At 38.1% G+C, this 26,305-nt stretch carries 23 protein-coding genes; 16 read left to right on the forward strand and 7 right to left on the reverse strand.

Annotated features, from left to right (window positions below; translation table 11 throughout):
• Positions 1-132 precede the first annotated feature (132 nt).
• The 11 genes from nuoE (PLZ15_09945) (at position 133) to PLZ15_09995 (ending at position 13,838) form a co-directional block, all read left to right on the forward strand.
• Positions 133-624: an NADH-quinone oxidoreductase subunit NuoE gene (gene nuoE / locus PLZ15_09945; protein ID HOI30065.1), complete on the forward strand. Its 492-nt coding sequence runs from the start codon at positions 133-135 to the stop codon at positions 622-624.
• The gene (locus tag PLZ15_09950; protein ID HOI30066.1) at positions 621-2,606 is read left to right on the forward strand and encodes an NADH-ubiquinone oxidoreductase-F iron-sulfur binding region domain-containing protein; all 1,986 of its coding nucleotides are present in this window, start codon (positions 621-623) and stop codon (positions 2,604-2,606) included. Before nuoE (PLZ15_09945) ends, PLZ15_09950 begins: the two co-directional genes overlap by 4 nt.
• 19 nt (positions 2,607-2,625) lie before the next feature.
• Entirely contained in the window at positions 2,626-4,356 is a 1,731-nt protein-coding gene (locus PLZ15_09955) for an NADH-dependent [FeFe] hydrogenase, group A6 (GenBank protein HOI30067.1), read from the forward strand.
• Positions 4,357-4,379: 23 nt separating this feature from the next.
• The gene (locus PLZ15_09960) at positions 4,380-6,374 is read left to right on the forward strand and encodes a [Fe-Fe] hydrogenase large subunit C-terminal domain-containing protein (GenBank protein ID HOI30068.1); all 1,995 of its coding nucleotides are present in this window, start codon (positions 4,380-4,382) and stop codon (positions 6,372-6,374) included.
• 10 nt (positions 6,375-6,384) lie between these two features.
• A complete protein-coding gene (locus PLZ15_09965) occupies positions 6,385-6,786 on the forward strand; it encodes a response regulator (GenBank protein HOI30069.1) in 402 nt (133 codons plus the stop codon).
• A 26-nt stretch (positions 6,787-6,812) separates the two neighbouring features.
• Complete coding sequence (locus tag PLZ15_09970; GenBank protein HOI30070.1) at positions 6,813-8,294, forward strand: ATP-binding protein; 1,482 nt, start codon at positions 6,813-6,815, stop codon at positions 8,292-8,294.
• A 16-nt stretch (positions 8,295-8,310) separates the two neighbouring features.
• Entirely contained in the window at positions 8,311-8,691 is a 381-nt protein-coding gene (locus tag PLZ15_09975; GenBank protein ID HOI30071.1) for a response regulator, read from the forward strand.
• Between the two features lies 1 nt (position 8,692).
• The gene (nuoE, locus tag PLZ15_09980; protein ID HOI30072.1) at positions 8,693-9,166 is read left to right on the forward strand and encodes an NADH-quinone oxidoreductase subunit NuoE; all 474 of its coding nucleotides are present in this window, start codon (positions 8,693-8,695) and stop codon (positions 9,164-9,166) included.
• An 8-nt stretch (positions 9,167-9,174) separates the two neighbouring features.
• A complete protein-coding gene (locus tag PLZ15_09985; protein ID HOI30073.1) occupies positions 9,175-10,374 on the forward strand; it encodes an NADH-ubiquinone oxidoreductase-F iron-sulfur binding region domain-containing protein in 1,200 nt (399 codons plus the stop codon).
• Positions 10,364-12,280 carry an NADH-dependent [FeFe] hydrogenase, group A6 gene (locus tag PLZ15_09990; protein HOI30074.1) on the forward strand — a complete coding sequence of 639 codons (1,917 nt, stop codon included), beginning with the start codon at positions 10,364-10,366 and terminating at the stop codon, positions 12,278-12,280. Before PLZ15_09985 ends, PLZ15_09990 begins: the two co-directional genes overlap by 11 nt.
• Before the next feature lie 112 nt (positions 12,281-12,392).
• Positions 12,393-13,838 (forward strand): HAMP domain-containing sensor histidine kinase, encoded by a 1,446-nt coding sequence (locus PLZ15_09995; protein HOI30075.1) that lies wholly within the window; start codon positions 12,393-12,395, stop codon positions 13,836-13,838.
• On the opposite strand, the gene ispE is transcribed toward PLZ15_09995, so the two are convergent.
• From ispE to PLZ15_10020, 5 genes are all read right to left on the reverse strand, one after another.
• Positions 13,798-14,640 (reverse strand): 4-(cytidine 5'-diphospho)-2-C-methyl-D-erythritol kinase, encoded by an 843-nt coding sequence (ispE, locus tag PLZ15_10000; protein ID HOI30076.1) that lies wholly within the window; start codon positions 14,638-14,640, stop codon positions 13,798-13,800. The two genes, PLZ15_09995 and ispE, sit on opposite strands and share 41 nt — an antisense overlap.
• Positions 14,627-15,514 carry a homocysteine S-methyltransferase family protein gene (locus tag PLZ15_10005; protein ID HOI30077.1) on the reverse strand — a complete coding sequence of 296 codons (888 nt, stop codon included), beginning with the start codon at positions 15,512-15,514 and terminating at the stop codon, positions 14,627-14,629. Before PLZ15_10005 ends, ispE begins: the two co-directional genes overlap by 14 nt.
• A complete protein-coding gene (locus tag PLZ15_10010; protein ID HOI30078.1) occupies positions 15,495-16,661 on the reverse strand; it encodes a glycosyltransferase family 9 protein in 1,167 nt (388 codons plus the stop codon). The genes PLZ15_10005 and PLZ15_10010 overlap by 20 nt, the downstream gene beginning before the upstream one ends.
• Complete coding sequence (locus PLZ15_10015) at positions 16,636-17,592, reverse strand: glycosyltransferase family 9 protein (GenBank protein HOI30079.1); 957 nt, start codon at positions 17,590-17,592, stop codon at positions 16,636-16,638. The genes PLZ15_10010 and PLZ15_10015 overlap by 26 nt, the downstream gene beginning before the upstream one ends.
• A 119-nt stretch (positions 17,593-17,711) precedes the next feature.
• Positions 17,712-18,743, reverse strand: a complete 1,032-nt coding sequence (locus tag PLZ15_10020) for a glycosyltransferase family 9 protein (protein HOI30080.1) — start codon at positions 18,741-18,743, stop codon at positions 17,712-17,714.
• A gap of 108 nt (positions 18,744-18,851) precedes the next feature.
• Between PLZ15_10020 and PLZ15_10025 the strand changes: the two genes are divergently transcribed.
• Positions 18,852-19,679: an SDR family NAD(P)-dependent oxidoreductase gene (locus PLZ15_10025; GenBank protein HOI30081.1), complete on the forward strand. Its 828-nt coding sequence runs from the start codon at positions 18,852-18,854 to the stop codon at positions 19,677-19,679.
• Here PLZ15_10025 and PLZ15_10030 read toward each other — a convergent pair.
• The gene (locus PLZ15_10030) at positions 19,676-21,217 is read right to left on the reverse strand and encodes an NFACT RNA binding domain-containing protein (GenBank protein ID HOI30082.1); all 1,542 of its coding nucleotides are present in this window, start codon (positions 21,215-21,217) and stop codon (positions 19,676-19,678) included. The two genes, PLZ15_10025 and PLZ15_10030, sit on opposite strands and share 4 nt — an antisense overlap.
• Before the next feature lie 99 nt (positions 21,218-21,316).
• Positions 21,317-22,558, reverse strand: coding sequence for a GlmU family protein (locus PLZ15_10035; GenBank protein ID HOI30083.1), 1,242 nt, complete (start codon positions 22,556-22,558; stop codon positions 21,317-21,319).
• A gap of 126 nt (positions 22,559-22,684) precedes the next feature.
• Between PLZ15_10035 and PLZ15_10040 the strand changes: the two genes are divergently transcribed.
• From PLZ15_10040 to cdaA, 4 genes are all read left to right on the forward strand, one after another.
• Positions 22,685-23,413 (forward strand): PASTA domain-containing protein, encoded by a 729-nt coding sequence (locus PLZ15_10040; protein ID HOI30084.1) that lies wholly within the window; start codon positions 22,685-22,687, stop codon positions 23,411-23,413.
• Positions 23,414-23,415: 2 nt separating this feature from the next.
• Positions 23,416-24,081 carry a ribulose-phosphate 3-epimerase gene (gene rpe / locus PLZ15_10045; protein ID HOI30085.1) on the forward strand — a complete coding sequence of 222 codons (666 nt, stop codon included), beginning with the start codon at positions 23,416-23,418 and terminating at the stop codon, positions 24,079-24,081.
• A 105-nt stretch (positions 24,082-24,186) separates the two neighbouring features.
• Positions 24,187-25,368 carry a dihydropteroate synthase gene (folP, locus tag PLZ15_10050; GenBank protein HOI30086.1) on the forward strand — a complete coding sequence of 394 codons (1,182 nt, stop codon included), beginning with the start codon at positions 24,187-24,189 and terminating at the stop codon, positions 25,366-25,368.
• On the forward strand, positions 25,361-26,191 hold the full coding sequence (gene cdaA / locus PLZ15_10055) for a diadenylate cyclase CdaA (GenBank protein HOI30087.1): 831 nt from the start codon (positions 25,361-25,363) through the stop codon (positions 26,189-26,191). The genes folP and cdaA overlap by 8 nt, the downstream gene beginning before the upstream one ends.
• Positions 26,192-26,305: the final 114 nt, after the last annotated feature.

Consider the following 26,305-nt stretch of genomic DNA (forward strand, 5'->3'; position numbering starts at 1 on the left):
CTCACACTTAGGAATCTTTTTTTGATCCCGAAATAAAAAATCAATTAATTCGCTCATTTTCCAAACCCAAATTAGTCGTTTCATTGGCATGTAATGTGACTATTGAGGTGAACTAATAAAATTGAGATCAAGATGCATACTCAAATTCTGAAAAAATACCCTTTGTATGAAAGAAGTAATCTTATACCGATACTTCAGGATGTTCAGGAACAGTACGGATTTCTACCGGAAAAAGCTTTGAAAGATATTTCCTGCCATCTTTCAATTCCTCTTAGCAGCGTTTATGGTGTAGCTACTTTCTATAATCAATTCAGACTCACTCCACTTGGCAAGAATATTATAAGAGTTTGCAGAGGAACCGCATGCCATGTTAAAAATTCTGCCAATATATTAATTGCGCTCGAACACGAACTTGGAATTTGTGCCGGACAAACATCCCGCGACAAACTATTTACCCTCGAAACAGTTGCATGTATTGGTGCTTGCAGTATTGCACCGGTTATAAATATTAACGATGAATATTACGGCAGGATAACAGTTAAAGAAATACCTAAGATTATAAGTAAATACAGAAAAGAAGAAGCTCTTAAAAAAGAGAAGGTAATCGAGGTGGTTGAAGAATGAAAAATTATATTGATAAATGTTGCGACCAATGCTGGCATTCTATTGAAACTCCATGTGAGCAGTTTATTGCATGCTGTACTGACGGACCACTTTGTCATCAGGATGAAGTTTGTAAGACTAAATTTACCGGATTGTTTAAAACTCTGAAATATATCAGTCAGGATGTTCCTTTAATATTCATCGGTATGGGAACATGCGGGCTTGCGTCCGGCGCAGAAAAAGTAAGAAAAGTAATTGAAGAGGAATTAGAAAAAAATAAAATTGCCGCATCGATAATCCCAACCGGCTGTATCGGTTATTGTGCTAAAGAACCGATTGTTGACATAAAGCTACCGGGACAGGACAGAATATCGTATTGCGAAATATTTGTAAAGGATGTTCCGGATTTTATAAAGACAACGGTAATTCAAAAAGGTGTTTATAAAAAGAAATTGCTGGGTAAATACGGAATTGGAAACGAAACTGTTCCGTCAATGAACGATAATCCTTTTTTCAAAAGACAATTAAAAGTTGTTCTTGAAAATTGCGGTATCATAAATCCTAAATCGATTGACGAATATATTGCCAACGGAGGATTCAAAGCACTAGATAAAGCATTAAGAATTCTTACACCTGAAAAAGTAGTTGAAGAAATAAAAGTGAGCGGATTACGCGGTCGCGGAGGCGGAGGATTTTCAACAGGCCTTAAATGGGAAATGGCCCATAAAAAAGATTCCGAAACCAAGTACATAATCTGCAATGCCGATGAAGGTGATCCCGGCGCTTTCATGGACCGGTCGGTTCTTGAAAGTGACCCTTACAAAGTTGTTGAAGGTATGATTTTAGGCGGATATGCGATCGGTGCATCATTCGGATATATTTATTGCCGTGCTGAATATCCTCTTGCAATTGAAAGACTGCTGAATACAATTGAACGGTGCCGCGAATACGGACTTCTCGGTAAAAATATTCTCAACAGTGATTTTGATTTCGATCTCAAAATTAAAAAAGGTGCTGGTGCATTTGTATGCGGCGAAGAGACCGCGCTCATTGCTTCTATCGAAGGTAAGAGGGGAATGCCCCGGCCAAGACCTCCTTATCCTACCGATGCTGGATTATGGGGAAAACCGACTGTAATTAACAATGTAGAAACCTTCGCAAACATTACTTCAATTATCAATCGCGGATCCGGATGGTTTTCTTCTCTGGGTACTGAGAAAAGTAAAGGGACTAAAGTATTTGCACTGAGCGGTAAAATAGCTAATAGCGGCCTGGTTGAAATACCTATGGGTATACCTCTGAGGGATGTTGTATTCGATATCGGCGGTGGAATTCCGGATGGTAAGAAATTTAAAGCTGTGCAAATCGGCGGACCGTCGGGAGGATGCCTTCCAGAATCTGTTATGGATACTGTAGTTGATTATGAATCTCTTAAAAAAGTCGGCGCCATGATGGGATCCGGCGGTTTTGTGGTTATGGATGAAGATACCTGTATGGTGGATGTTGCAAAATATTTCCTTACGTTTATTCAGAATGAGAGCTGCGGTAAATGTGTTCCGTGCCGCGAGGGTACTAAAAGAATGCTCGAAATAATCGAAAGGATTCCTGTTAGCTACGGCTCGAACGGGAATAAACTCGATCAACTCCAAAGATTTAAAGGAATTATACATTTACAGAGACTCGCCGATGTAATCCGTGATACTTCATTATGCGGATTAGGACAGAGCGCACCAAACCCTGTAATCTCAGGTTTAACATATTTCCGTGAAGAATATGAAGAGCATTTATTCGAACGTAAATGTGAAGCGAAAGTCTGTAAAGAGCTTCTTACGTTTCAGATCGATCCTTCGATTTGTAACGGCTGCGGTGTCTGTTTGAGGAAATGTCCGGTAGAAGCAATTGTCGGCGAGAAAAAACAGGCGCATCATATAATTGAACTGAAATGCACTAAATGCGGAATGTGCTTTGAATCGTGCCGGTTCAATGCCATTGCTATAAATTAATACTGAAACGGAGCTTAGAATGGTAGAGTTGTTAATAAATGATATAAAGGTTAATGCCGAAGAAGGAATGACTATCCTTGATGCTGCTAAATCTGTCGGAATTCATATACCTACGCTATGTCATATGAAAGATATGTTCCCCACCGGAGCGTGCCGAATCTGCGTTGTTGAAGTTGATGGAATGAGAGGATTGATCCCGAGCTGTGCCTATCCCGTCGGAAAAGGGATTAAGGTTCAGACAAATTCACCGCGCGTCAGAATTGCCAGAAAAACTATCATCGAACTGCTTGTTGAAAATCACCCGCAGGATTGCCTTATATGCGTAAGAAACAAGAATTGCGAATTACAGGACCTATCCGAGAAATATTCGATCCGGGAACACAGGTACACAGGTGTTAGGAAGGATCATGCAATAGATATTTCAAGTGCATCTATGGAAAGGGACCCTGCTAAATGTATACTCTGCGGCAGATGTGTTAGAACCTGCAATGAGGTTCAGAAAATCGGAGCTATCGATTTTACAAACAGAGGTTTCATAAGCAATGTTACTACACCTTTTAACAAAGGACTAAATGTTAGCGATTGTATCCTTTGCGGGCAATGTATTCTTGTTTGTCCTACCGCGGCTTTGAGAGAGAAGAGTCATTCGAAAGAAGTAATGAATGTATTGAACGATAAAACAATATTTACTATCGCTCAGATAGCTCCTGCCGTAAGAGCTACTCTTGGTGAAGAGTATAATATGCCACTGGGTGCAAATGTTACCGGACAGCTGATAAGCGGTTTAAAAAGGCTCGGTTTCAAGAAAGTATTCGATACTAATTTTGCAGCTGATTTAACAATTATGGAAGAAGCGACAGAGCTCATATCCAGAATTTCCGACAACGGTTCTTTACCTATGTTTACTAGCTGCTGCCCGGGATGGGTGAAGTATATTGAGCAGAACCGCCCCGAATTGCTGGAACATGTTTCAACTTGTAAATCTCCTCATGAAATGGAAGGAGCAATTCTTAAAACCTACTATGCAAAAAAGATGGGATTGAAACCGGAAAATATTTATGTCGTTTCCATTATGCCCTGTACGGTCAAAAAGTACGAATCGAACCGGCCCGAACTTACCGAAGAACATCTTCCCGATGTGGATGCGGTTCTTACAACCAGAGAATTGGTACGTTTATTTAAAATGGCGGGAATTGATTTTGATGAATTACCTGAAGAGGAATTCGATAATCCTCTTGGTGAATCTACAGGCGCCGCAGCAATTTTCGGTACAAGCGGCGGAGTTATGGAAGCAGCTCTTAGAACTGCCTATAGCAAGCTTACCGGCACAGAACTGAAGAAACTTGAACTTACTGATATAAGAGGCAACTCAGGTATCAAAGAGAGTTCGGTAACCATCAACGGACTTCAAATTAATGTTGCTGTTGTGAACGGAATAGGCAACGTTAAACCGGTTCTCGACCAGATAGAGAAAGGCGAATCGAAATACCATTTTATTGAGGTAATGGCATGTCCCGGCGGATGCATAAACGGAGGCGGTCAGCCGATTCATCAGAAACCCGAAAAAATTAAGAAGCGTGTCCAGGCACTTTATGATATCGATACAAAGATGAAAAACAGAAGATCTCACGAAAATGAATCGGTTAAAAAATTATATAAGGAATTTCTGGGCGAACCGAACGGTCATGCGGCTCACGAAATTCTTCATACTAAATATGTTAACAGAAAAAAGGTTCTGGAAGAAGTTTAGTTCCTAAAGGAAGAACGGTCTGTATGTTGCACGGAATTGTTACAACTATTGCTCAGAGATGTAAAAGGTGCTACTCCTGTATTAGAGAGTGTCCGGCCAGGGCTATCAGGGTAATTAACGGCCAGGCCGTTGTGATTGAAGAAAGATGTATAAGCTGCGGACATTGTGTAAAGGTCTGTTCTCAGAATGCGAAACAGATATTTAGCGACATAGAGGTTGTTGTTGATCAGATACTGCCGACCGGTAATGCAATTGCAATGCTTGCACCTTCATTCCCGGCTTCATTCCCGAATAACTATTATAAAATTGCTTCGGCACTAAGAAAGATCGGATTTAAAATGGTTACGGAAGCCGCATTCGGTGCGGATCTAATAAGTAAATATTATAGCGAGTATTCTGAAAACAACTCAGGTGAAACTATCATAAGCAGTGCTTGTCCAGCGGTTTTCAACTGGATAGAAAAATATTTTGTAGATATAATCCCGAATGTTGCGAGAGTTGTTTCACCTATGGTTGCCATGGGAAGATACCTTAAAAAGAATTTCGGTAAAGATGTAAAAGTAGTTTTTATTGGCCCATGCGTAGCAAAGAAAAGTGAATATAAGGAAAGCTCTGTAAGCGATGCGGTTGATGCGGTTCTTACATTTACCGAACTAAAAGAAATATTTGAATACCAGAAAGTGGAACTTGAAACTCTCGAGGAAACCGAACTTGATCCTCCTCATGCTTTTATGGGAAAATCATTCCCACTTACAGGCGGACTCTTGAAAACCGCCAATATATCCGGCGATATTCTGGAAAAGGAAATAATTGTTGTTGAAGGGAAAGAACGGGTCGAAGAAATAATCCAGGAAATTGCGGATAAAAAAATTAAATCGAAGTTTGTGGATATTTTATTCTGCGAAGGTTGTATTAGCGGTCCTGCTGTCGATTCGGATCTTAATTTCTACTCGAGAAGAGAAACGGTTATCAATTTTATCAATAGTAATATCAATTCATTTGATAAACACGAATGGAAAAGTACTTTATACAACAGCCGCGATCTTAATCTTAGACGGGATTTTCATGATAAGAACCAGAGAAAACCGATGCCGTCCGATGAGGAAATTAGAAGTATCTTATCCAGGACTAATAAATATTCCAAATCCGACGAATTGAATTGCGGATCCTGCGGCTATCCTACTTGCCGCGAATACGCAGTTGCAATTGCGAAAGATCTGGCCGAAGACGATATGTGCCTTCCGTTCCTTATTGATAAGCTGGAATCCGCTTATAAGGAATTAAAAGATACCCAGGAGCAGCTTCACAGTGCCGAAAAACTTGCATCAATCGGCCAGCTCGCGGCTGGTGTTGCTCATGAAATTAATAATCCGCTCGGTTCTATTATGCTCTATGCTTCAATGCTTCGCCGGAAAATTGAGAAGTTCGATAACGATCCTCAAAGCAGAGAGGATCTGAAATTAATTATTGATGAAGCTAACAGATGCAAAAATATTGTTTCCAATCTTCTGAATTTTGCCAGACAGGGTAAACTTCGTCTCGGACCTGTTAATATCTCTGAAATAATTTCAAACATAACAAAACAGGTTAGAATTAATCCTGAATTCAGAGAAGTTTTAATTGAAGTAAATAACCAGATCGGGCAGAATGAAATTTACGGGGACTCTGACCAGTTAAAACAGGTATTCATAAACATAATTACAAATGCCTGCGAGGCTTTAGAAAATTCTTCCAATAAAAAAGTTACCATTAACATTAACCGGAACGAAGAGAACCTATTTATAGAGGTTATCGACTCGGGATGCGGAATCCCGAGTGAGAATATAGGGAAAGTATTCACTCCATTTTTTACAACAAAAAAAATGGGAAAGGGAACAGGGCTTGGATTGGCAATTTCCTACGGAATTATAAAAATGCATAAAGGGGATATTAAGGTGAGCAGTACGGAAGGTATGGGTACTGTATTTATTATCTCTCTCCCGGCTAAATTAAGTTTTATAAACCCAATTATGAACTAATGGAATAGTTATGATTACAGAAAAAGTAAAAAAAATCTTGCTGGTGGACGATGATTTGGATTTGCTTGAACAGAACAAAATTCTGCTCGAGATAAAAGGTTTTAATGTTATTACAGCCGAATCTGCAGAAGAAGGATTCAAATTATTCCAGCAGGAAAAACCCGATGCAGCTATTGTTGATTTAATTATGGAACAGATGGACTCAGGATTTATCCTCTGCTATAAAATGAAAAAAACAGATCATGGCAAACAAATACCTGTTTTTATGCTCACTTCAGCTACCTATGAAACCGGTTTCAAATTCAGCACTTCTAGTAAAGAAGAAAAAGAATGGATTAAATGCGACGGCATTTTGAATAAACCTGTTGTTGTTGATGAGTTGATCTCCAAACTGGAAAATTTTGTTTATTAAAAAAAATAATAACTGACCTTCATTTAATGGACCAGAATAAAGGAAATATTTTAATAGTCGATGACGAAAAAGGTCTACGGCTCGGTACGCAGAGACTTCTCGAAGAAGAAGGATATCTTGTGTCTGCAGCTGAAAACGGTACAGAAGGATTAAAGCTTGGAATAGGTGCGGACTTTGATGTTGCAATAATCGACTTAAAAATGCCTGACATTGACGGATTGGATGTACTTAAGGAAATTAAACAAATTCATCCTAATACAGTCTGTTTTATCGCTACAGCATTCGCAAGTTACGACACTGCAATTCAGTCGACCCGTCTCGGGGCATTCGGGTATATCCAGAAACCCTTTTCTCCCGAGGAACTGATCTATCAGGTTGAACAGGGAATTAAACAGCGTAAACTGATTCTGGACGTCGAACGCCATGAAAGAGAAAGAGAACAAAACCTTCTTGAACTGGCTTCAGAGAAATCGAGACTTAATGCAATAATTAAATCGATTAGTGAAGGTGTAATTGTAATCAATGTAAACGGGGACGTTGTTTACCATAATTATTCCGCTCTCAAAATGCTTAACCTGTCCAATCTGAATATCGGCGGAAATATAATCAGTAAACTTCCGGTACAGATAGTCGATATTGTTAAAAAAATATTTGCTTCAGAAAAATTTTTAATAAAAAGTTACACTACAGAGTATTTTCAAAAAGAGGGCGGTGATCTTTTTATAGAGGCAGCATGTACTCCAATTCCTCACCCTGACGGAAGCCTTGCCGGTGTTGTTGTTGTCCTAAGTAACATAACAGAATACAAACGGATTGAAATAATTAAAAATCAGTTTGTATCGATGGTTGCTCACGAGTTGAAAACACCACTTGCTGCTGTTCGCGGATTTATCAATATCATACTCGACAGGTCAATCCAACTTACTCCAGAAAAAGAACTTGATTATTTGAACCGGTCTAACAGCCGACTGAAAAGTTTAACAGATCTTGTAAATGATCTGCTCGATATATCAAAGATGGAACTTAAAACCAAAGAGCGTGAGATTACTGAAGTAAATATTGCTGATGTTGTAAGTTCAACTCTGCAAATGCTGGAACTGGAAATATCTCGCAGAGAGTTGAATATAAAATACGAAGCGGATTCTGATCTTCCAATGATCAAAGCCGATTCGAATGAAATTGCAAGGATTGTTACTAACCTGATCAGTAATGCAGTTAAATACAATAAGGATAAAGGGAAGATAGAGGTTTGTCTTACTTCTTCAGGTGGTTATGTTATTCTTAAAGTCAAAGATACCGGGATCGGTATGAAACAGGAGGAAAAGAAAAAATTGTTTACTGAATTCTACAGGGCCAAGAATGAGAGAACACGAGGAATAAGCGGAACAGGATTAGGCCTTAGCATTGTAAAGAGGATAGTCGATTCGTACTTCGGACTTATAGAGATCGAATCGGAATATGGAAAAGGATCAACATTCACAATTAATTTACCTATAAATCTAACTTAACAAAGAGGAGAAGTATATGGCACTAATTGCTATTATTGATGATGATCCCGATATCCTTGACGCGAGTTCTCTGGTGTTAAAATCGAAAGGTCACGATGTTATAACTGCCGGTAATCCAACCGATGGTTACAAAATAGTGAAATCGAAAAAGCCGGCTCTCATAATTCTTGATGTGATGATGGATGAACCGGACGACGGATTTTATCTGGCTCAAAAATTCCGCAAGGAAGGGATTAAAACTCCAATACTTATGTACACTTCGGTTTCGAAAGCAATCGGACTTGATTTCGGAAAAAGCGAGATTGTACCGGTTGACGATTTTGTGGAAAAACCGATATCACCCGAAGAACTCGTTCAGAAAGTTGAAAACCTTCTGAAGAAAAAGGAGGTGAAGTAAGATGCTCGTATTAGAAAAAAATGCTATGACAGACGAAATCGAACAGCTCGTTGAAAAATACGGAAAGGATCGCTCGTCTCTTATACCGATTCTTCAGGATATTCAGAGAAAGCACAAACATATTCCCGATTTTGCGCAGCAGGAAGTTGCTCGACTCCTCGATATTCATCCGGTGGAAGTCTTTAGTGTCATCTCCTTTTATTCGTTCCTCAATACTGTTCCTAAAGGGAAATATATTGTAAGACTCTGTCAGACAATATCTTGCGATTTGCAGGGTAAAAAAATGGTTGCCGCTGCAATAGAACGCGAACTCGGAATTAAATTCGGTGAGACTACAAAGGACTTTAAGTTCACACTTGAATATGCAAATTGTGTCGGTATGTGCGATCAGGGTCCGGCCATGATCGTTAACGAACGGGTCTATTACAAGCTTACTCCGGAAAAAGCTGTTCAGATTCTTAATGAGTTGAAGTGAGGCCGGCAATGGAAAAGAAAAAAAGAAAAGGTGAAGTGATATTTTCAAAATATATCCGCGGCGAAGCCGTTAAGAAAATTCTCAGTCTCTCAAGGGAGGACGTTCTCTTTGAATTGCGCGACTCTAAACTTAAAGGCAGAGGCGGCGCGGGTTTTCCGACGGCTACAAAATGGACGATTGTTGCAGCAGCACTTGCGGATCAGAAGTATATCATTTGTAATGCGGATGAAGGTGAACCGGGCACATTTAAAGATCGGGTCCTCCTGCTTGAATATCCGGAACTGGTATTCGAAGGTATGGTGATTGCTGGATATACAATCGGTGCTACCAAGGGTATTGTTTATTTGAGAGGTGAGTATGAGTATATGTTGAAATCACTTGAAGACTATCTCGAAGTAATGAGAAAGGATAATCTCTTAGGTAAAAACATATTGAATAAAGCAGGATTTGATTTTGACATCCAGATACGTCTTGGTTCGGGTGCATACGTATGCGGTGAAGAAACTGCTCTTATTGAATCTCTTGAAGGAAACAGGGGCGAAGCACGCAACCGCCCTCCTTATCCGGTAAATACCGGATTCATGGGAAAGCCTACAGTTGTAAATAACGTTGAGACTCTTGCTTCTATTCCACACATTGTTACAAAAGGAGGAGAGTGGTTTAGAAAACACGGGACGGATAAATCATCCGGTTCTAAATTGTTCTCAGTTTCGGGGGATTGTGAAAAACCCGGAGTTTATGAATTGCAATGGGGCACTAAAATATCGGAGTTACTCTCTCTCGTAGGTGCAAAAAACACTAAAGCAGTTCAGGTTGGAGGCGCATCGGGAGTGTGTATACCAAAATCGCAGTTCGACAGAACTCTTGCATATGAAGATGTTTCAACAGGCGGCTCGATAATGATATTTAATGATTCGAGGAATATGCTTCATGTTGTTAAAAACTTTATGGAATTTTTTGTTGAGGAATCATGCGGTCAGTGTACTCCGTGCAGAATAGGAAATGTTAAACTCCTTGAAGGAATTGAAATGATCGAAAAAGGGGAATATCGTTTCGGATATATCAATCAGTTGAAAGAACTCGGTAAAACAATGCAGGTTGCTTCAAAATGCGGTTTAGGACAATCGAGCCCGAACGCATTTCTATCAATTCTCGAAAACTTCAAAGACGAAATATTTAACGGAAATGGAGGTGCAAATGGAAAGTAAAGGTGATTTTAGAGCACCGGTTAGTCAAACTCCTCATACAATCGAAAAACCGAAAGATACTTCGGCTATCGGAGGAATGATTACTGTTGAAATAAATGAAAAGAAAATCTCTGTTCCGTTGGGCACAACAATTCTTGATGCTTGTAAACAGGCAGGAATTACCATACCTACATTGTGTCATCATGAAGACCTTTGTGTTGCAGGTGTCTGCCGTGTTTGCGTTGTTGAAGTTGAGGGAATGAGAACGCTCCAGGCTTCCTGCGCATTCCCAATTACCGCACCTATCAAAATTAAAACTTCTACACCGATGGTTAGAAAAGCAAGAAAACATGTTATAGACCTGCTGTTGAGCGAACATTATGGTGAGTGTTATTCCTGTTTTAGAAACGGAAACTGCGAACTTCAGTCCTTAGCTAAAGAATACGGAATCGATCATTATACTTTCGGACATGTAGAAGAACCGAAATATGAGATTGACAATTCATCATATTCGGTAATCCGGGATATGAGTAAATGTATTCTTTGTAAGCGGTGTGTTAGAACCTGTATCGATTTACAGGAAGTAGGCGTTCTCGAAGCGGTTGAAAGAGGCGATAAAACTCATATCGGAACTTTTCTGGAAAAACCTCTTGCCGATGTAATTTGTATCAATTGCGGTCAGTGTATCAACAGATGTCCCACTGCAGCCTTACGTGCGAACGATCCTTCGGATGAAATCTGGGCTGCTATCGATGATCCTAAAAAGCATGTAGTTATACAAACCGCTCCATCACCCCGGGCTGCCATTGGCGAAGAGTTCGGTCTTGGCGCCGGACATTCGATGACGCGCGAGTTAAATACAGCTTTAAGAAGAATCGGTTTTAATAAAGTGTTCGATACCAATTTTACAGCCGATCTGACGATTATAGAGGAAGGTACTGAACTGATTCTGAGATTATATAAAGCGCTTGTTAAGAAGGAACAAGTCGCTCTGCCGCAGTTTACTTCATGCTCGCCGGGTTGGGTCAAATTTATTGAGCATTATTATCCAGAATATCTGGATAATCTCAGTTCGGCTAAATCGCCGCAACAGATGTTCGGTGCACTGATTAAAACATTCTATGCACAGAAGGCAGGTATCGATCCGGCCGATATTGTTTCTGTTGCCGTTATGCCTTGCTCTGCAAAGAAATTCGAATGCAACCGTCCGGAAATGAATGATAGCGGCTACAAGGATGTTGATTACGGTCTTACAACGCGTGAAATGGCCAGAATGATTAAAGAAGCCGGAATAAACCTTCCGGAAATGCCTAAAAGCGATTTCGATTCACCTTTTGGCGAGGCATCCGGAGCGGGACTTATATTCGGTGCAACAGGCGGTGTTATGGAAGCAGCCATTAGATCGGTTGTTGAATTTGTACTTGGTAAGAAAGCAGAAGATGTTTTTGAGAAAGCAAACATTATACCTCTCCGCGGATTTGATGGAATTAAGTATATGGAAATTCCTGTTGGTAACGTCGTTGGTCCGGTACCCGAACTGCTAAAATCACTTGTGCCGGATTGGGACTGGCTGAAAGGAGCTACTCTTAAAGTTGCAGTTGCTCACGGTACAGCCAATGCAAAGAAAATTATGGACGATATAAAAGCAGGCGGTAAGTTCTCTGAATGCCATTTCATTGAGTTCATGGCCTGCCCCGGAGGATGTCTGGGAGGCGGCGGTCAACCAATTCCAACTACTCCGGAGATAAGATCATTACGTGCTAAAGCTATTTATGCCGAGGATGAATCGCTTGAATTGAGAAAATCTCATGATAATCCGCATGTAGTGAAAATCTACAAGGAATTTCTGACTGAAGGGCCATGTTCGCACTTATCGCATGAACTGCTTCATACTCATTATGTAAAACGTGGACGTTATATTGCTTGAGTTAATTTTTCAGGGCCGTCCCAGGGCGGCTCTGAAATTTACTTTGTTATTCCTATTGTCTATTTTGCATTTAGAAAGATTTGATCAGTTTATTCATAATTGAAGAGTGATCATGATTTCTCTCATCCCCGACTGGGCACATCACTACGGAGAATTCTGGCGTGCAATAAGAATTCGAAACCTCTGGTTTATCCGTCTCAGATATTTCGCAGTTGTAATGCTGGTTGCGTTTGTTGTATTAGGCGAGTTGCTTGCAAACTTTCAGCTTACAAGCTCACAAATAATTGCTACGCTTGCAATCTCATTCGTAATTCTTGTCTACAATGTAACAATCCATTACACACGGAGATTTATTGGATGTGAAGCTGGTAGTTTCAACTGTCTTCACCTTTCAATCATTCAGATGGGTCTCGATCTGATTGCGCTAATGTATGTTGTCTATTATACCGGTCTTATTGAGTCACCACTTCACCTATTCTTCATTTTTCATATGATTATCGGCAGTCTGATTCTGCCAGGTAAAATAGTTTATCTTGCTGCCGGACTGGTAAGTGCATCTTTCGGTCTACTCGCAATGTTTCAGAGATATGATATGGTCGGCCGGCATTTTATTCACGGGTTATATACTAATGTGCGTCCACAAACTCTGATTTACGATATCCTATTCATCATAGTTTTCTCTTTCATGTTATTTGTTAGCGTTTACATTGCTAATAAAATCAGCAAACAATTATATAAAAGGGAACAGCAGCTTAGAACAACACTCGAAAAATTAAACGAATCGGAAATAGCAAAACAGAAATACCTCATCGGGGTGGTTCACGAGATTAAAACTCCGGTTGCCGCAACATATTCAATACTTGATCTTGTAATTCAAAAATATGTTGGACCGGTGGATTCTGAAGTAGAACGCAAATTGTTCAGGGCTAAGCAACGGACGGAAGAAACAATCTCACTGTTGAATGATTTATTAAGGATTTCTAAACTGAAAATTCTTGATGTCCGTACCACAGAAGATATTGATGCAAAAAACCTAATGGAATCATTAATAGATAAACAGCTTGAAACTATCAAGTCCAAATCGATCACACTTAATTTAATAGATAAAAGAGAGGTTAATAAAAAGATCAAATCAGATTCGGTTCTGTTGGAATTGGCCCTATCTAATTTACTCTCAAATGCAGTGAAATATGTAAATCAGAATGGCATTATAGAAATAGTGATTTATGAAAGTGAAAACCGTTTTATGATTGCATTCAGTGATAATGGGATTGGAATACCAAAAGAATCACAACCCCGGATATTTAATCAATTTTACAGGGCAACCAATGTAGATAAATCAAAACATGAAGGAACAGGAATGGGGCTGGCAATTGTTAAAGAGATCGTCGAAATGTTCGGAGGGACTATCAGCGTAATTAGTCCTTCAAGAATCGGTACGGAAAACAATCCCGGGACGACATTCGAAATCAATTTACCTTATCATTTTAAACCGAATGAATACGACATTTTCGAAGTTAATAATCAGGAATATTTACGCGACAAAAATAATTTTTAGGCAGAACATTAACTGCATTTAAGGCCTCTGTTTCGGTTTTAAAAATTCCATAAACCGAAGACCCGCTCCCGGAAAGTAATGCAAATACGGCTCCGCAATTGTACAATTCTTCTTTAATCCGGCCTATTTCAGGATGCCTGGTAAACACATAAGATTCAAAATCGTTTGTAGCTAATAACTTCATTAATTCATAATCCGGTTTACTGTTTTTTATAAAATTATTAAAGTTAATCCCGGTATTATCCGGTGAGATATTCTTAAATGCTTCTTTTGTAGAAATATTTATTCCTGGATTGACAACAAGTATAAATTCTTCAATTTCCAGATCAATCTGCTCAAGTATTTCACCCCGCGAAGTACCGATAGCAGGTTTGGATTTAATAAAGAAAGGAACATCAGAGCCGAGTATTAAAGATAATTCGATCAATTGTTCGGACTTTAACGAGAGGTTAAACATCTCGTTGAGCGATAACAAAGTAGCAGCTGCATCTGAACTTCCACCGCCAAGTCCACCACCTGAAGGAATATTCTTGTTCAATTCAATAAATACATTCATTATTTTTTTGAATTTCTGCTCAAGTAGCCTTACAGCTTTTACGACAAGATTTCCCTCATCGTATGGAAGGGACGGGTCTGAGCAATGGAATTCAAAATGATCAGATTTTCTGAATGTCAGTTTATCGTATATATCATTAAGAGGATAGAAAAGGGTCGAAAGGTTATGATATCCGTCGCTTCTCTTGTTAAGAATTTTCAAGCCGATATTTATTTTTGCAGGGGCTTTTATTTCAATATAGTTCACCAATAAGCTCCTTTAACTTTGCTGTGTGCAGGGGAGATGATCCGCAGCACGAACCAATAAATACAGTATCCGGACCAATAATGTTCCGAACAGTCTCTGCGTAGGTCTCAGGTTCCATGCAGTAAGAAATCATATTTTCTGCTACGAGGCTTAATCCACAATTCAAATAGAATCCTGTTGGAAATTCAATTTTTTTTTGCACAAGAAACTTCCGGATAGTTTGATGACTTACACAATTAAAACTAATGGCTAATGGATTATAACTTATTACAAAGTTAATTATTTCTCCTAACTCTTCTCCGCTCAGTATTTTAAGGTTCTCATTGAAATATAAGGATACTACATAAGGCAGATTATTTTCGCTGCAGAATTTGCAGATAATTTCAATTTCATCCCAGTGACTTTGCGTTTCATTAAGTATGAAGTCAGATCCTGCATTCCAAAGCATCTCAATATGTTTTTTATGGTTGTATTCAAGTTCGAAGAGGGATATAGTTCGGTTAGTCTGATAGCAGTCTTCAGCAGGAGCGTTCGAACCGGCAATTATTATATTTTTTTCTCCAATTGCTTCAACGGAGATTTTTACACTTCTATTTACAAGTTCGTAATTTGTTACACCGATATTGGATTTCTTAAAAGCCGCCGGATTTGTTCTGAATGTATTGGTAGTAATGATTCCGGCCCCAGCATTAATGTATTCCGAATGCATGTTTTTAACAGATTTGGGATCATCCAAATTTAAATGTGAATACCACAAATAAGGGTGAGCGAGAAAACCTTTTTGTGCTAAATATGTTCCGGATGCTCCATCTAATACAAGCGGCTTGTGGTGTTTACCCTCTGAAAATAATATTTTACTTCTTTGCCGGTTCAAGCTCTTTTCCGTCGAAGTATTTTACTGTTTCAGATACGATCTTTTCAAGGTCGATCATTTGAATACATTCCAGGTTATAAGGGCATTCCTTTTTCCAGCAGGGAGCGCAAAACAGGTCTTCAGGAAATAATTTAACGCCTCTTCCATAAAGTTCTATTTCGGACCAGCAACTTAGCCCGAACCATGCAATTACGTATTTTTTAAGTGCGATTGCCAGATGCATGCCGAATGAATCCCCGGTTATGATAACCTGCGGTATACTCTCATAGCAGGCACCTTTTCTAACGCCTCCATTTGTTGGAGTATTAATAACTTTTCCGTGAAAGTTGGATGCGATAATTCTATTTCTTTCTTCGTCTTCCGGTCCGCCGAGCAGCATTACTTTATAACGATAGAATGAGAGGAACTTTTCAATCAGAGCAATATGCTGATCTATGGTCATTTTTTTATTCGGGAAGAGGAGGGAGCAGCCGGTATTAAATCCAATAATCTCATCTGCTGGACTAATACCGTTAGCAACTTTATAATCTTCAATAAAACTAATTTCACTTTCAGTAAACCTGAAAGTATAATCATCCAATCTGTAATCCAGATTAAAAGTTTCTGCGAGGTAATCCTGACCGGTTCTCTGATTGATTTTGAATTTGAGATTGTCATCCATACCGAGCTGGTAATTATAAAAAGCCCCTTTATTCAACGGTATTATTTTAAGATTCTCACTCAATCCGAAACCGAGCTTTTCCTTAGCATTTAGTTTCATTAATAGAGCGCAGGATCTTTGAGATTTATCGACATTCATAATGACGTCAAACTCCATCATACTAAGAACCAACTCAGTTTCATATTCGAATGGAAATACTCTATCTATGTAGGGGTTATTCTGAAGTAGGCCGACAGCATTTTTTAATGTTACCCAGTAGATTGTAGATTCTGGATATTTTCTTTTTATACCGGGTAACTGAGCTGTTGTCATTAGAACATCTCCCATAGCATCAAGGTTGATAATAAGAATCTTTGTGCCGACCGGATTATGGTTTTTGCATCCCTGTTCCCAGCAATTATGGTCGGGGAAACAAGGTTTGTAACCTGTAAAATTTTTACAGTTGTAAATTTTTTGGTCTTCAGGATGTTTTGGATTTGAACTCATAAAAGTATTTCTCAAAAAATGGGATAAATTTTTCATTTACTGTTTCAAAAGATACATTTTCTAAATTAGGTTCTCCTGTAATAATCGCTTCGAAAGGCGATCCATAGGGATGCCAGATTAGATCGTTGGTATTGTACTTAACATATAAACCGAACATTGGAATCTGGAATGCCGAAGCTAAATGTACTATAGATGTGTCCGGTGTGAACAAAAGGTCAAGTTTCTTAATCATTGCCGCAAATTCATCAAACCTGGGCCTGTAGAAAATAGGAATATCTCTGCCGGAAATCTCCCACGCAGATTTCAAATCGCGTTCGAGACAAAGCAGGACGATATTTATTCCATATTCGCTAATTTTTTTTATCAACTCTTTAAATCTTGAAATTCCCCAGAATCTTGCGTCGCTACCGGCGGAAATATTTATACCAACCAGGAAATTATTCTCCTTAAAATGCTTTTTTATAAATTCTTCAGCAATATGCACTGAATCCTGAAGCGGATTATAAATAATATTTACCTTTCTTAAATCGGAATTAATATTGAAAGCTTCGGTAAATTTCATTATTCTATCGACTACATGATGTTTTGACGGATCCGGCTTTTCAACGCAAAGAGAATAAAGGTTTTCATTTCCTTTACATAATCCGATTTTATTTCTACACTTTGCAAATGCGATAATGTAGCTAACTGTAGTTGAAATATCATCGTGAAGATCTATAATCGCGTCAAATTCTTTTTCATTGATAAACCGGACAAGTGATGAGATGCTTTTTACTTTTTTATCAAAAATAATAACTTCATCAGCAAGTGAAGGATTATTAAAAATAAAATAATTATGCCTGCTGGCCAAAACGGAAACATGACACTTCAGGTTTTTCTTTACTTCATATAGTAATGGAGTAGAAACCAGTGCATCACCAATTCTGTTCAATCTTATAAAAAGAATTCTGGAATTGCTATTTAAATTCGACGGCCCTGTTTTATCCGGTCTTTTTTTGATTAGCAGAAGAAGGTTCAGTAATAAACGCCTGAAAATCAATTCAAGTTTTTTCAATTCAATACGAGCAGTTTGTTTTTATTTACAAGGTTCTCAACTTTTTCTAATACGCGATTTAATGGTAGGTCTCTAAAACACTCATGGTTCCTTGGACATTCGAGCAAATTACAGGTTATACAGTCAAGTTCACTTAGATTAATCCACTCGTGCTTTTCACCATAAGGACCCTGGTGATATGGATTGGTTGGCCCATGGAGACTCAAAACAGGTGTTCCAACCGCAGTTGATATATGCATCGGACCGCTGTCATTGGCTATCATAAAAAGCCCGTTTGCAATAAACGAAGCCATCTGTCTGATGGTTGTGGCCGGAGCAAGAAATTTCGACCCGTTAATTAGTTCAAAGATTTTACTTGCATCCTGGAAATCTTCAGGACCCCAAATCGTTAATACGGGAAGACTGTACTTTTTTTGAACCGCATTTGCTATTTCAGCAAATTTCTCGGGTTGACATTTCTTTGAGGGCCAACCTCCGGAAGGTGATACAACAAAATATGATTTATGACTTAATCTATTACTATCTAACCAGCTATTTACAAAAGAGATATCCGAATTACTTATGTAATAATAAAGACTGTTGCGATTATAAGCTAATCCTATTGACTTTAAAAATTCAATATGCAGTACTGCAGAATGATATCGGTCTCTTTCAGAAGGTCCATAGAGGTTATATGCCCACTTCCGTCCCTGATAAGGAAAACCGGCCTTATATCTTGCTCCGCTTAGGGCTGATAATTGCGCCGTTGTTGGATTGGAGAAAAGATCAAGAATCAAGTCATAACCGGCTTTTCGGATAGCGTAAAAGAGCCCTATTCTACCGGACAATTTTTTGGGAAATACGATAACAGAATTTATCTGTTCAAGTCCTTCGAGACCGGGCTTAGAAGGAGAATCTGTTAAGTAATCAATTTTTGCATCGGGGAAATCGGCTCTGAGGTTATCTAACACAATTGTCGATAAAACCACGTCGCCTATTCCACGTAATTTTATAATAAGAATTTTTTCGACTTTTTCCTTAATTATCATATAAATACTTGATGATAAATCGTTCTCTCTTTAGTAATTTAGTTTCGAAAAATCTATTCTAAATTACAAATATAATAGTCTGCGTCAAAAAGAATTATGAGGTGAATAATGTTCTTAAAAGGGAAAGGAGCCATCGTTACCGGTGGGGCAATGGGGATTGGCTTTGAGACTGCCAGATTATTGGCAAAAGAAGGAGCCTCAGTTACCATATGGGATATTAATCACGATCAATTGCAAAAGTCCAAAGCTGAAATCGAAACTTACGGCGGTAAGGTCTTTGCTTATACCTGTGATGTTACGGATAAATCTAAGGTTGAGGAATTAAAAAATAGAGCATTGCTTGACATGGGTAGTATAGATATTTTAATTAATAATGCGGGTTATGTGAAGGGCGGAAGTCTTATTGATCGATCAGTTGATGAATGGGAAAAAACAATAGCCGTGAATTTTACATCTTTGGTTTATACAATCAGAAGTGTATTTAAGGAAATGCTGGAAAGAAACTCCGGTTATATAATTAATATTTCATCAGCATCTTCAATCCTCGGTGTTGCAGACCTTTCTGTGTATTCCGCCACAAAATGGGCAGTGCATGGATTAACAGAATCTTTGCGATTCGAAGCCTGGAATTCGAATAAAAAAGGAGTCCATATTGCTTCGGTTCATCCCTATTACATAAAAACCGGTATGTTCTCAGGTGCTAAACTCAACATACTCGGAAGTATGCTTGTCCCTCTGGTAAAATCGCATTCAGTTATTGCCAGGGCAATTGTTTACGGTGCTATCAAAAAAAGAAAAACTATTGTAAGAAGACCAGTTACTCTAAGGCTGGTAGGTATTTTCAGAGGAGTATTGCCCGACATCGTATTTCAGAAATTTATGGTTCTGTTCGGAGTCTCAACCAGTATGAAAACCTGGCAGGGCAGCAAAGATTAATTCGGGTAATCGGAAATCTGTATAACATCCTTCGGGATTTCGGGTTGTACGAGAACAACTTCCTCTCGCAGTAGTATTACCTGACCCGGATCAAGATTCTTTTTCTTTGTTACATATTTTCTAAATGTGTACGAAACCGGAACGAGTCCGGAAGTTTTAGCTTTACTATAAAAAGCGGCAACGGATGCAGCTTTTTTAATTATGTTTTTGGGTACAGGTTCTTTTGTATTATTTACACGTAGAACGACATGTGAACCGGGAACACTTCTGGCATGAAACCAGAGATCATTCTGTTTGGCAAATCTTGTAGTTAACATGTCGTTGTTTTTGCTATCCTTCCCTACATAAATATCATACTTATTGTCAATTTGAAAATGTCTGAAATTAATCTTTTCTTCTTCTGTTTTAGAATTCATATTGCTTCTTATTTTAAGTTTATTTTTGATTTCTAATAATTCTCCGACTGAAATCTGCTTTTTGAGCCGGTCTCTTAAAGAAATCAGATTGAAATATTCATGTTCTGTAGATTTATATAACTCTATCGACTTTTTAAAATTTATCCTTTCGTTTTTGGACTTCTCAAAGAGTCTGTCAACATTTCGAGAGGGTGATAATTTTTCATCGAGAGCTATATTAATTTTTGTTAAGCCATCTAATTCATTTACTTCAATAATCCTCATACCTTTTTTAAGCAAATGAATATTACTTAATAAAATATGGGCCTTTTTTGAATATTCTTCTTCTTTAGATCCTGTCTCGACACGGGCTTTCAGGTCGTTTATTTTTCCGGCAATCTTTTCGATCCTCTGATTTAAGTATTTATCAATTTCTGATTTGATGGCGGCGATATTTCCCTGCACGCCGCTTATAGAATTGAATTTATTAATTGCATCAAAGTAGCTTTCAAAAATCAGATGATCCTCGGACTGTGGGATTGACTTAAAATCAACTGGTCTAAATGATTTTATTTTTTTTATTGTATTGAAATCAATTCTTATTGAATCATAAACAATTTCCTTAAAAATAGAGATTAGTTTTGTATCGCCATTTCTGCTCCTCAACTCATTTTCATTCAAAATATATTTATCAACAAACCGGTATTTATTTAAGATCTCACTCTTGTTCATTGTTTTAAGAATGCTCTGTAATTGTTCAAAAGAACCGATATAATTCAGATTCTTCATTTCATCCGCTAAGTTATTGAGATCTGTCGAGGATATTTTTTTGAATGGGGAATACTTGTCATCACGCAAAAATATTACGTTAGATTTAGAACCTCTTATTAGGAAATAAAGTCTGGAAGAACCAAGTTCAAGTCGAATGACTCTGTCGGATTCCGCTATTGAAATGCCTGTAATCTGATCAGGTAGAAAATCCGACCAGAAATTTTTTGTATTCTTTTTGGCTTTGGCAATATTATGCTTTTTTGTAAAAAAGGAATTATTATGTGTTGTGGATAAAATAACATGAAAGATTTCTTTTTCTTCATTAAGGATACAAAGAAATAGCTTGTCCTTCTCCTGGGTATATACCTCCATTAACCGGCAATTTTTTAGAATCGGCTTTAATTCAATAATTCCTCTAAGCAGGTAAAGATAGTTTTTATACATCTCAAATGTTATATAAGGAAGTGTGAATCAACTTTTCCTTTCAGCGGAAGTCAATTCGAATACACGATCCAGCAATGCCGATTCACTTTCGGTTAAGTTGATATTTCTTCTGCTCATTACAATCGCTGCGACCTCTTTAGATTTGGATAAGTTATAGGTCCGTAACCATTCTGATCCGCCCCATGTGAAAGATGGAATATACCTTGGAGGGAATCCGGTGCCGAATATATTGCATGAGACTCCCACAATAGTCCCTGTATTAAACATCGTATTGATTGCTGTCTTCGAATGATCTCCCATAATTAGCCCAACAAATTGCAAACTGCTGCTAACTGATTTCCCGTTGACATGGAGATCTATTATTCCGTAATTATTTTTCAAGTCGCTGTTGTTTGTGCCGGCACCTAAATTAATCCAGCTTCCGAGGTATGAATGGCCAAGAAATCCATCGTGCTGCTTATTCGAATAGCTATTGATAATTGAATTCTCAACTTCTCCGCCAACTTTACAGACTTTGCCGATACTGCTATTGTGATAGATCGTTGCGTTCGACTTAATTATCGAATGATCACCAATATATACCGGACCCTGCACATAAACGTGCGGCATTATGTGAACATTCTTTCCGATATATACAGGACCATCCGAAGCGTCCAGTACAACAAAGGGATCAATTACAGAGTCCTTATGAGCAAAAATGTGTTTACGGTTTTTTAAAACAGTGAATTTATTATTTGTTGTTTGTTGCTTTCTTTTTTCTGTGAGTAAATGAAAATCATTTTGTAATTCAGAACCGTTGAGATTTATAAGTTCCCATGGATATTTAATTAAAGTGGCACTGATATTTTCTTTAGGCAGAAAATCAAGCTTATTCAGATCAACTAAACCTTCCTCGTCTAACAGATCCCCGTTATTATACTTCCGACTTAACTTTAATGCGATAGCACCGTTTTCATTATGCAGAATAATATCTTCCGGTAACTTTGATATTATTTTTGCGATTGTATTATTTATTACGAGTCTTCCGTTGATGAATAAAATAGAATCACCGCTTAAATCGTTTACCTTGAACTCAGGGTTCCTTTCTTTAACTACAGCAGTTAGGTATTCTCTTGAATGAAGCACAATCTTTGATTTAGGAAATCTTATCTTCACTTTTTCCCGTAAAGATAGAATCCCACAATTGAGGTCATATACCGGACGGGTATAAGTCAGGGGTAATAGTCCGGTGTATTCTTTATCTTCAAAAAGGCAAATTATTTGTCCCATGGTAAACTGTATTTTGTTTCAAAGACAAACTAAACAAAAAAAATTCTATTGGCAAAAGGCTATGCAGATACATTCTTTTGATTTAATATTTTTGTAGAATAATCAATGGTTTGATATATTTAAGGCATGAAAAAAATACCTCGAAAATATTTTGTATTTCCGGCAGTTCTGATTCTCAGCATCCTTATTATTCTTCTTCTGCTAGATAACTTTATTCTCCCTTATTATGTTAGTGCAGAGGAATTAAAAGTACCTGATGTAATAGGTAAAGATAAGGATGAAGCAATTGGAATTCTGACCGATCTGAATTTGAACCCGATAATTCAAACTTCGAGGTATGATGAAAGATTTAAGAAAAATGAAGTTATTTTTCAGAAACCTCTTGCAAATACTACAGTTAAGGAAAACCGGAGAATATACCTGACGGTCAGCGGCGGAGTTCAGACGGTCCAAATGCCATTTCTTATCAATAAAACTGTGAGAGATGCCAGGATCAACCTGGAGAGAATGGGACTTGTTCTCGATAGTGTGGAAGAGGTGGAATCGGAATTACCGCCGGACTTCATAGTTGAACAGCAATATCTGGAGGGGAAAGAAGTTCCGATGGGTACAAAAGTCTGGATTAAAGTTAGCGTTGGACCCAAGATAGGAATGGTAAGGGTACCTAATATACTCGGTAAATCACTTATTGAAGCTGAAAATATTTTAAGAGGCGTATCACTGAAAATCGGAATGAGAACTTATATTCATTCCACAACTTTGCTCCCGAATACCGTCGTAGATCAGCAGCCGACTGAAAGTACTCTGGTATCAATAGGCGACAGTGTAAATGTTGTAATCACCTTGAATAAATGATCATGAAAAACTCAAAATTAATAGCTCCTTCAGTCTTATCGGCAGATTTCGCGAATTTAACACAGCAGATCAGAAATACGGAAATCGGCGGGGCCGATTGGATTCACTGCGATATAATGGACGGCAAGTTCGTACCCAATTTAACGTTCGGACCAATTGTAGTAGAAGCGGTAAGGAGAATAACAAAACTCCCGATCGATACGCACCTGATGATCAAAGATCCTGATCCTTTGATCAAAAATTTTATCGACGCCGGAAGCAACTTTATCACAGTTCATCAGGAGGAGGTTGTTCATCTTAATAGAACAATAATCAGGATAAAAGAACTTGGCGCCAAAGCCGGTGTTTCAATTAATCCTTCTACACCTGTTTCCTCTCTTAGCGAAATACTGGAATTTGTTGATCTTGTACTTGTTATGTCAGTCAATCCTGGATTTGGCGGACAGAAGTTTATACCCGGTTCACTGAAGAAGATTTCGGATCTGGCAGCAATAAGGAATGAGAAGGGATATAATTTTCTTATCGAAATTGACGGCGGAGTTAATCCGGAAAATATTAAAACTATTGCAGACGCCGGATGTGATGTGTTTGTTGCCGGATGGTCTATTTTCGGGAAGGATAATATTACCGCTGCCACAATGGAATTGAAGAATCTGGCTAATAAATAATTATGTCTGAATCCTGCTTCACTTCATAAAAAAATTGTAAATTGCCTCAACTATTTTTATAATATTTACTGGGTTAGATACTCTGTTAAATTATCAGGTGCTCATTTGGTAGTTCAACTTGTCGATATATTCTATTCTAATGTCTTTAAAAGATATAGTAGCAAGTACAATATCTTCAGGGATCTCTATGAAAAAGATATGACAGCACTTGAAATACGGGATATTAATTACAAATTTTCTCAAAAAGTTAAAAAAATTATTTTATCGAATCGGGAGATCTGCTATACAACCGATCAGAATAATAATCAGAATGTTGATTTACTGGTTCTCGGTTCTCTGGGGATTTTTAAGCAGCTTTCCAAAGAGATTATTGCCTTAGGAAATGAAGATGTTGGTTTTAAGATTAATAAAACTCTAAAAAACATTTCTGACTACGATAACAGTAAGCTTCGAATCGGAAATAAATCTATTGACCTCAGCAGATCCTATCTGATGGGAATTCTTAATGTTACCCCCGATTCATTTTCGGATGGGGGAAAGTACCTTAGTACAGATGCCGCTGTTGAACACGGAATCAGACTGTTGGAAGATGGGGCTTCTATTCTTGATGTAGGCGGTGAATCATCCAGGCCGGGTTCCGAACCGGTTGAGGCTGATGTTGAGCTATCACGCGTAATTCCGGTTGTTGAAGGAATCCTGAAAAATAAAAAAGATGCGATTGTTTCAATCGATACACAGAAATCAATAGTTGCATCTGAAGCACTTTCAAGAGGTGTGAAAATTGTAAATGATATAAGCGCAGGTTCCAGTGATCCTAATATGCTTAATATTGTAAAAAAATACGATGCATCATTTATAATTATGCATATGAAAGGTAATCCTAAAACCATGCAGTCAAATCCGGAATATGATGATGTTGTCTCGGAAGTCTATGATTTTTTGCTCGAGAAAATCGAAAAAGTCCGGAAATACCATATTAGCAATATCATAATTGATCCGGGTATTGGATTCGGTAAACGGGTGATGGATAATTATGAGCTGATAAAAAGACTGAGTGAATTTAAAGGTTTAGGTGCGCCATTAATGGTTGGGCTCTCAAAAAAATCATTTTTAGGAAAATCGTTTAACCTAAGTGTTGAAGAAAGAGATAATCCTACTCTTGCAGCAGAGACTATCGCCATAAAAAACGGTGCTAAAATTATTAGAACTCATGATGTTAAAAGAGCAGATTATTCGGTTAAATTAAATCATTACCTTGATAATCCGGAAGTCCTTATAAATGTTTGAACTGTTTAAAATAGGATTCTTATCTGTAACGTTTCTCGATCTGATCGATATACTTCTTGTTGCTTTCATTTTTTACAAGCTCTATTCGGTAATATCCGGTACTATTGCCGCTCAAATATTCTACGGACTGTTAATCGTTCTCTTTCTTTCATTTATTGCTCAGGCCGCAAATTTTAAAGCTCTCGGCTGGTTGCTGAAATTAATTTCTGAAGTCTGGGTTATTGCATTTATTATTCTGTTTCAACCTGAAATCAGGAGAATGCTTGTCCTGATAGGGAAGAGTCCGATTGTTCGGATTTTCTTGAAAGGTGATGAGAGTGATGTAGCAGACGTTGTTGCAGATGCTGCATTTGAACTGGCACAGCATCAGCATGGCGCTCTTATAGTACTTGTAAAATCGGTCGGAATAAAAGGTGTTGCGGAAACAGGGGAGGCAATTAATTCTAAAGTTACGAAAAGCCTTTTAAGAGCTATCTTCTTCCCCAGGTCGCCTCTTCATGATGGTGCAGTAATTATAAGGAATGACAATATTGAAGCGGCAAGATGCACACTCCCGCTTTCAAGCGAAACATCTAAGGACGGTATTACTCTTGGAATGCGCCATAGGGCCGGCCTCGGAATTTCTGAACAGGCCGATGTTATTAGCGTGATTGTGTCGGAAGAATCCGGAAGTATTTCAGTGGCAGAGAATGGTCTGTTAAAAAGAGGTTTATCTAAAGAATCATTACGCAATTACCTCAGAAACGGGCTAAGAGTTACTAAGGTTAGAGGATTTAAGGGGATTCTTAATCATTTAAAGAAGAGTTCAGTTAATAACCACTGATATTTTTAAACTATAAAAAAAATTTATTGCAGCAGTTTAGTTTATTTTTGAAACTTAGAATTAATTTGTTATGACAAGCAGTTTAGGAATTCACAACAGACTATAGAGGATGAA

This window comes from Melioribacteraceae bacterium, assembly GCA_035362835.1.
Classification (GTDB): domain Bacteria; phylum Bacteroidota; class Ignavibacteria; order Ignavibacteriales; family Melioribacteraceae; genus DSXH01.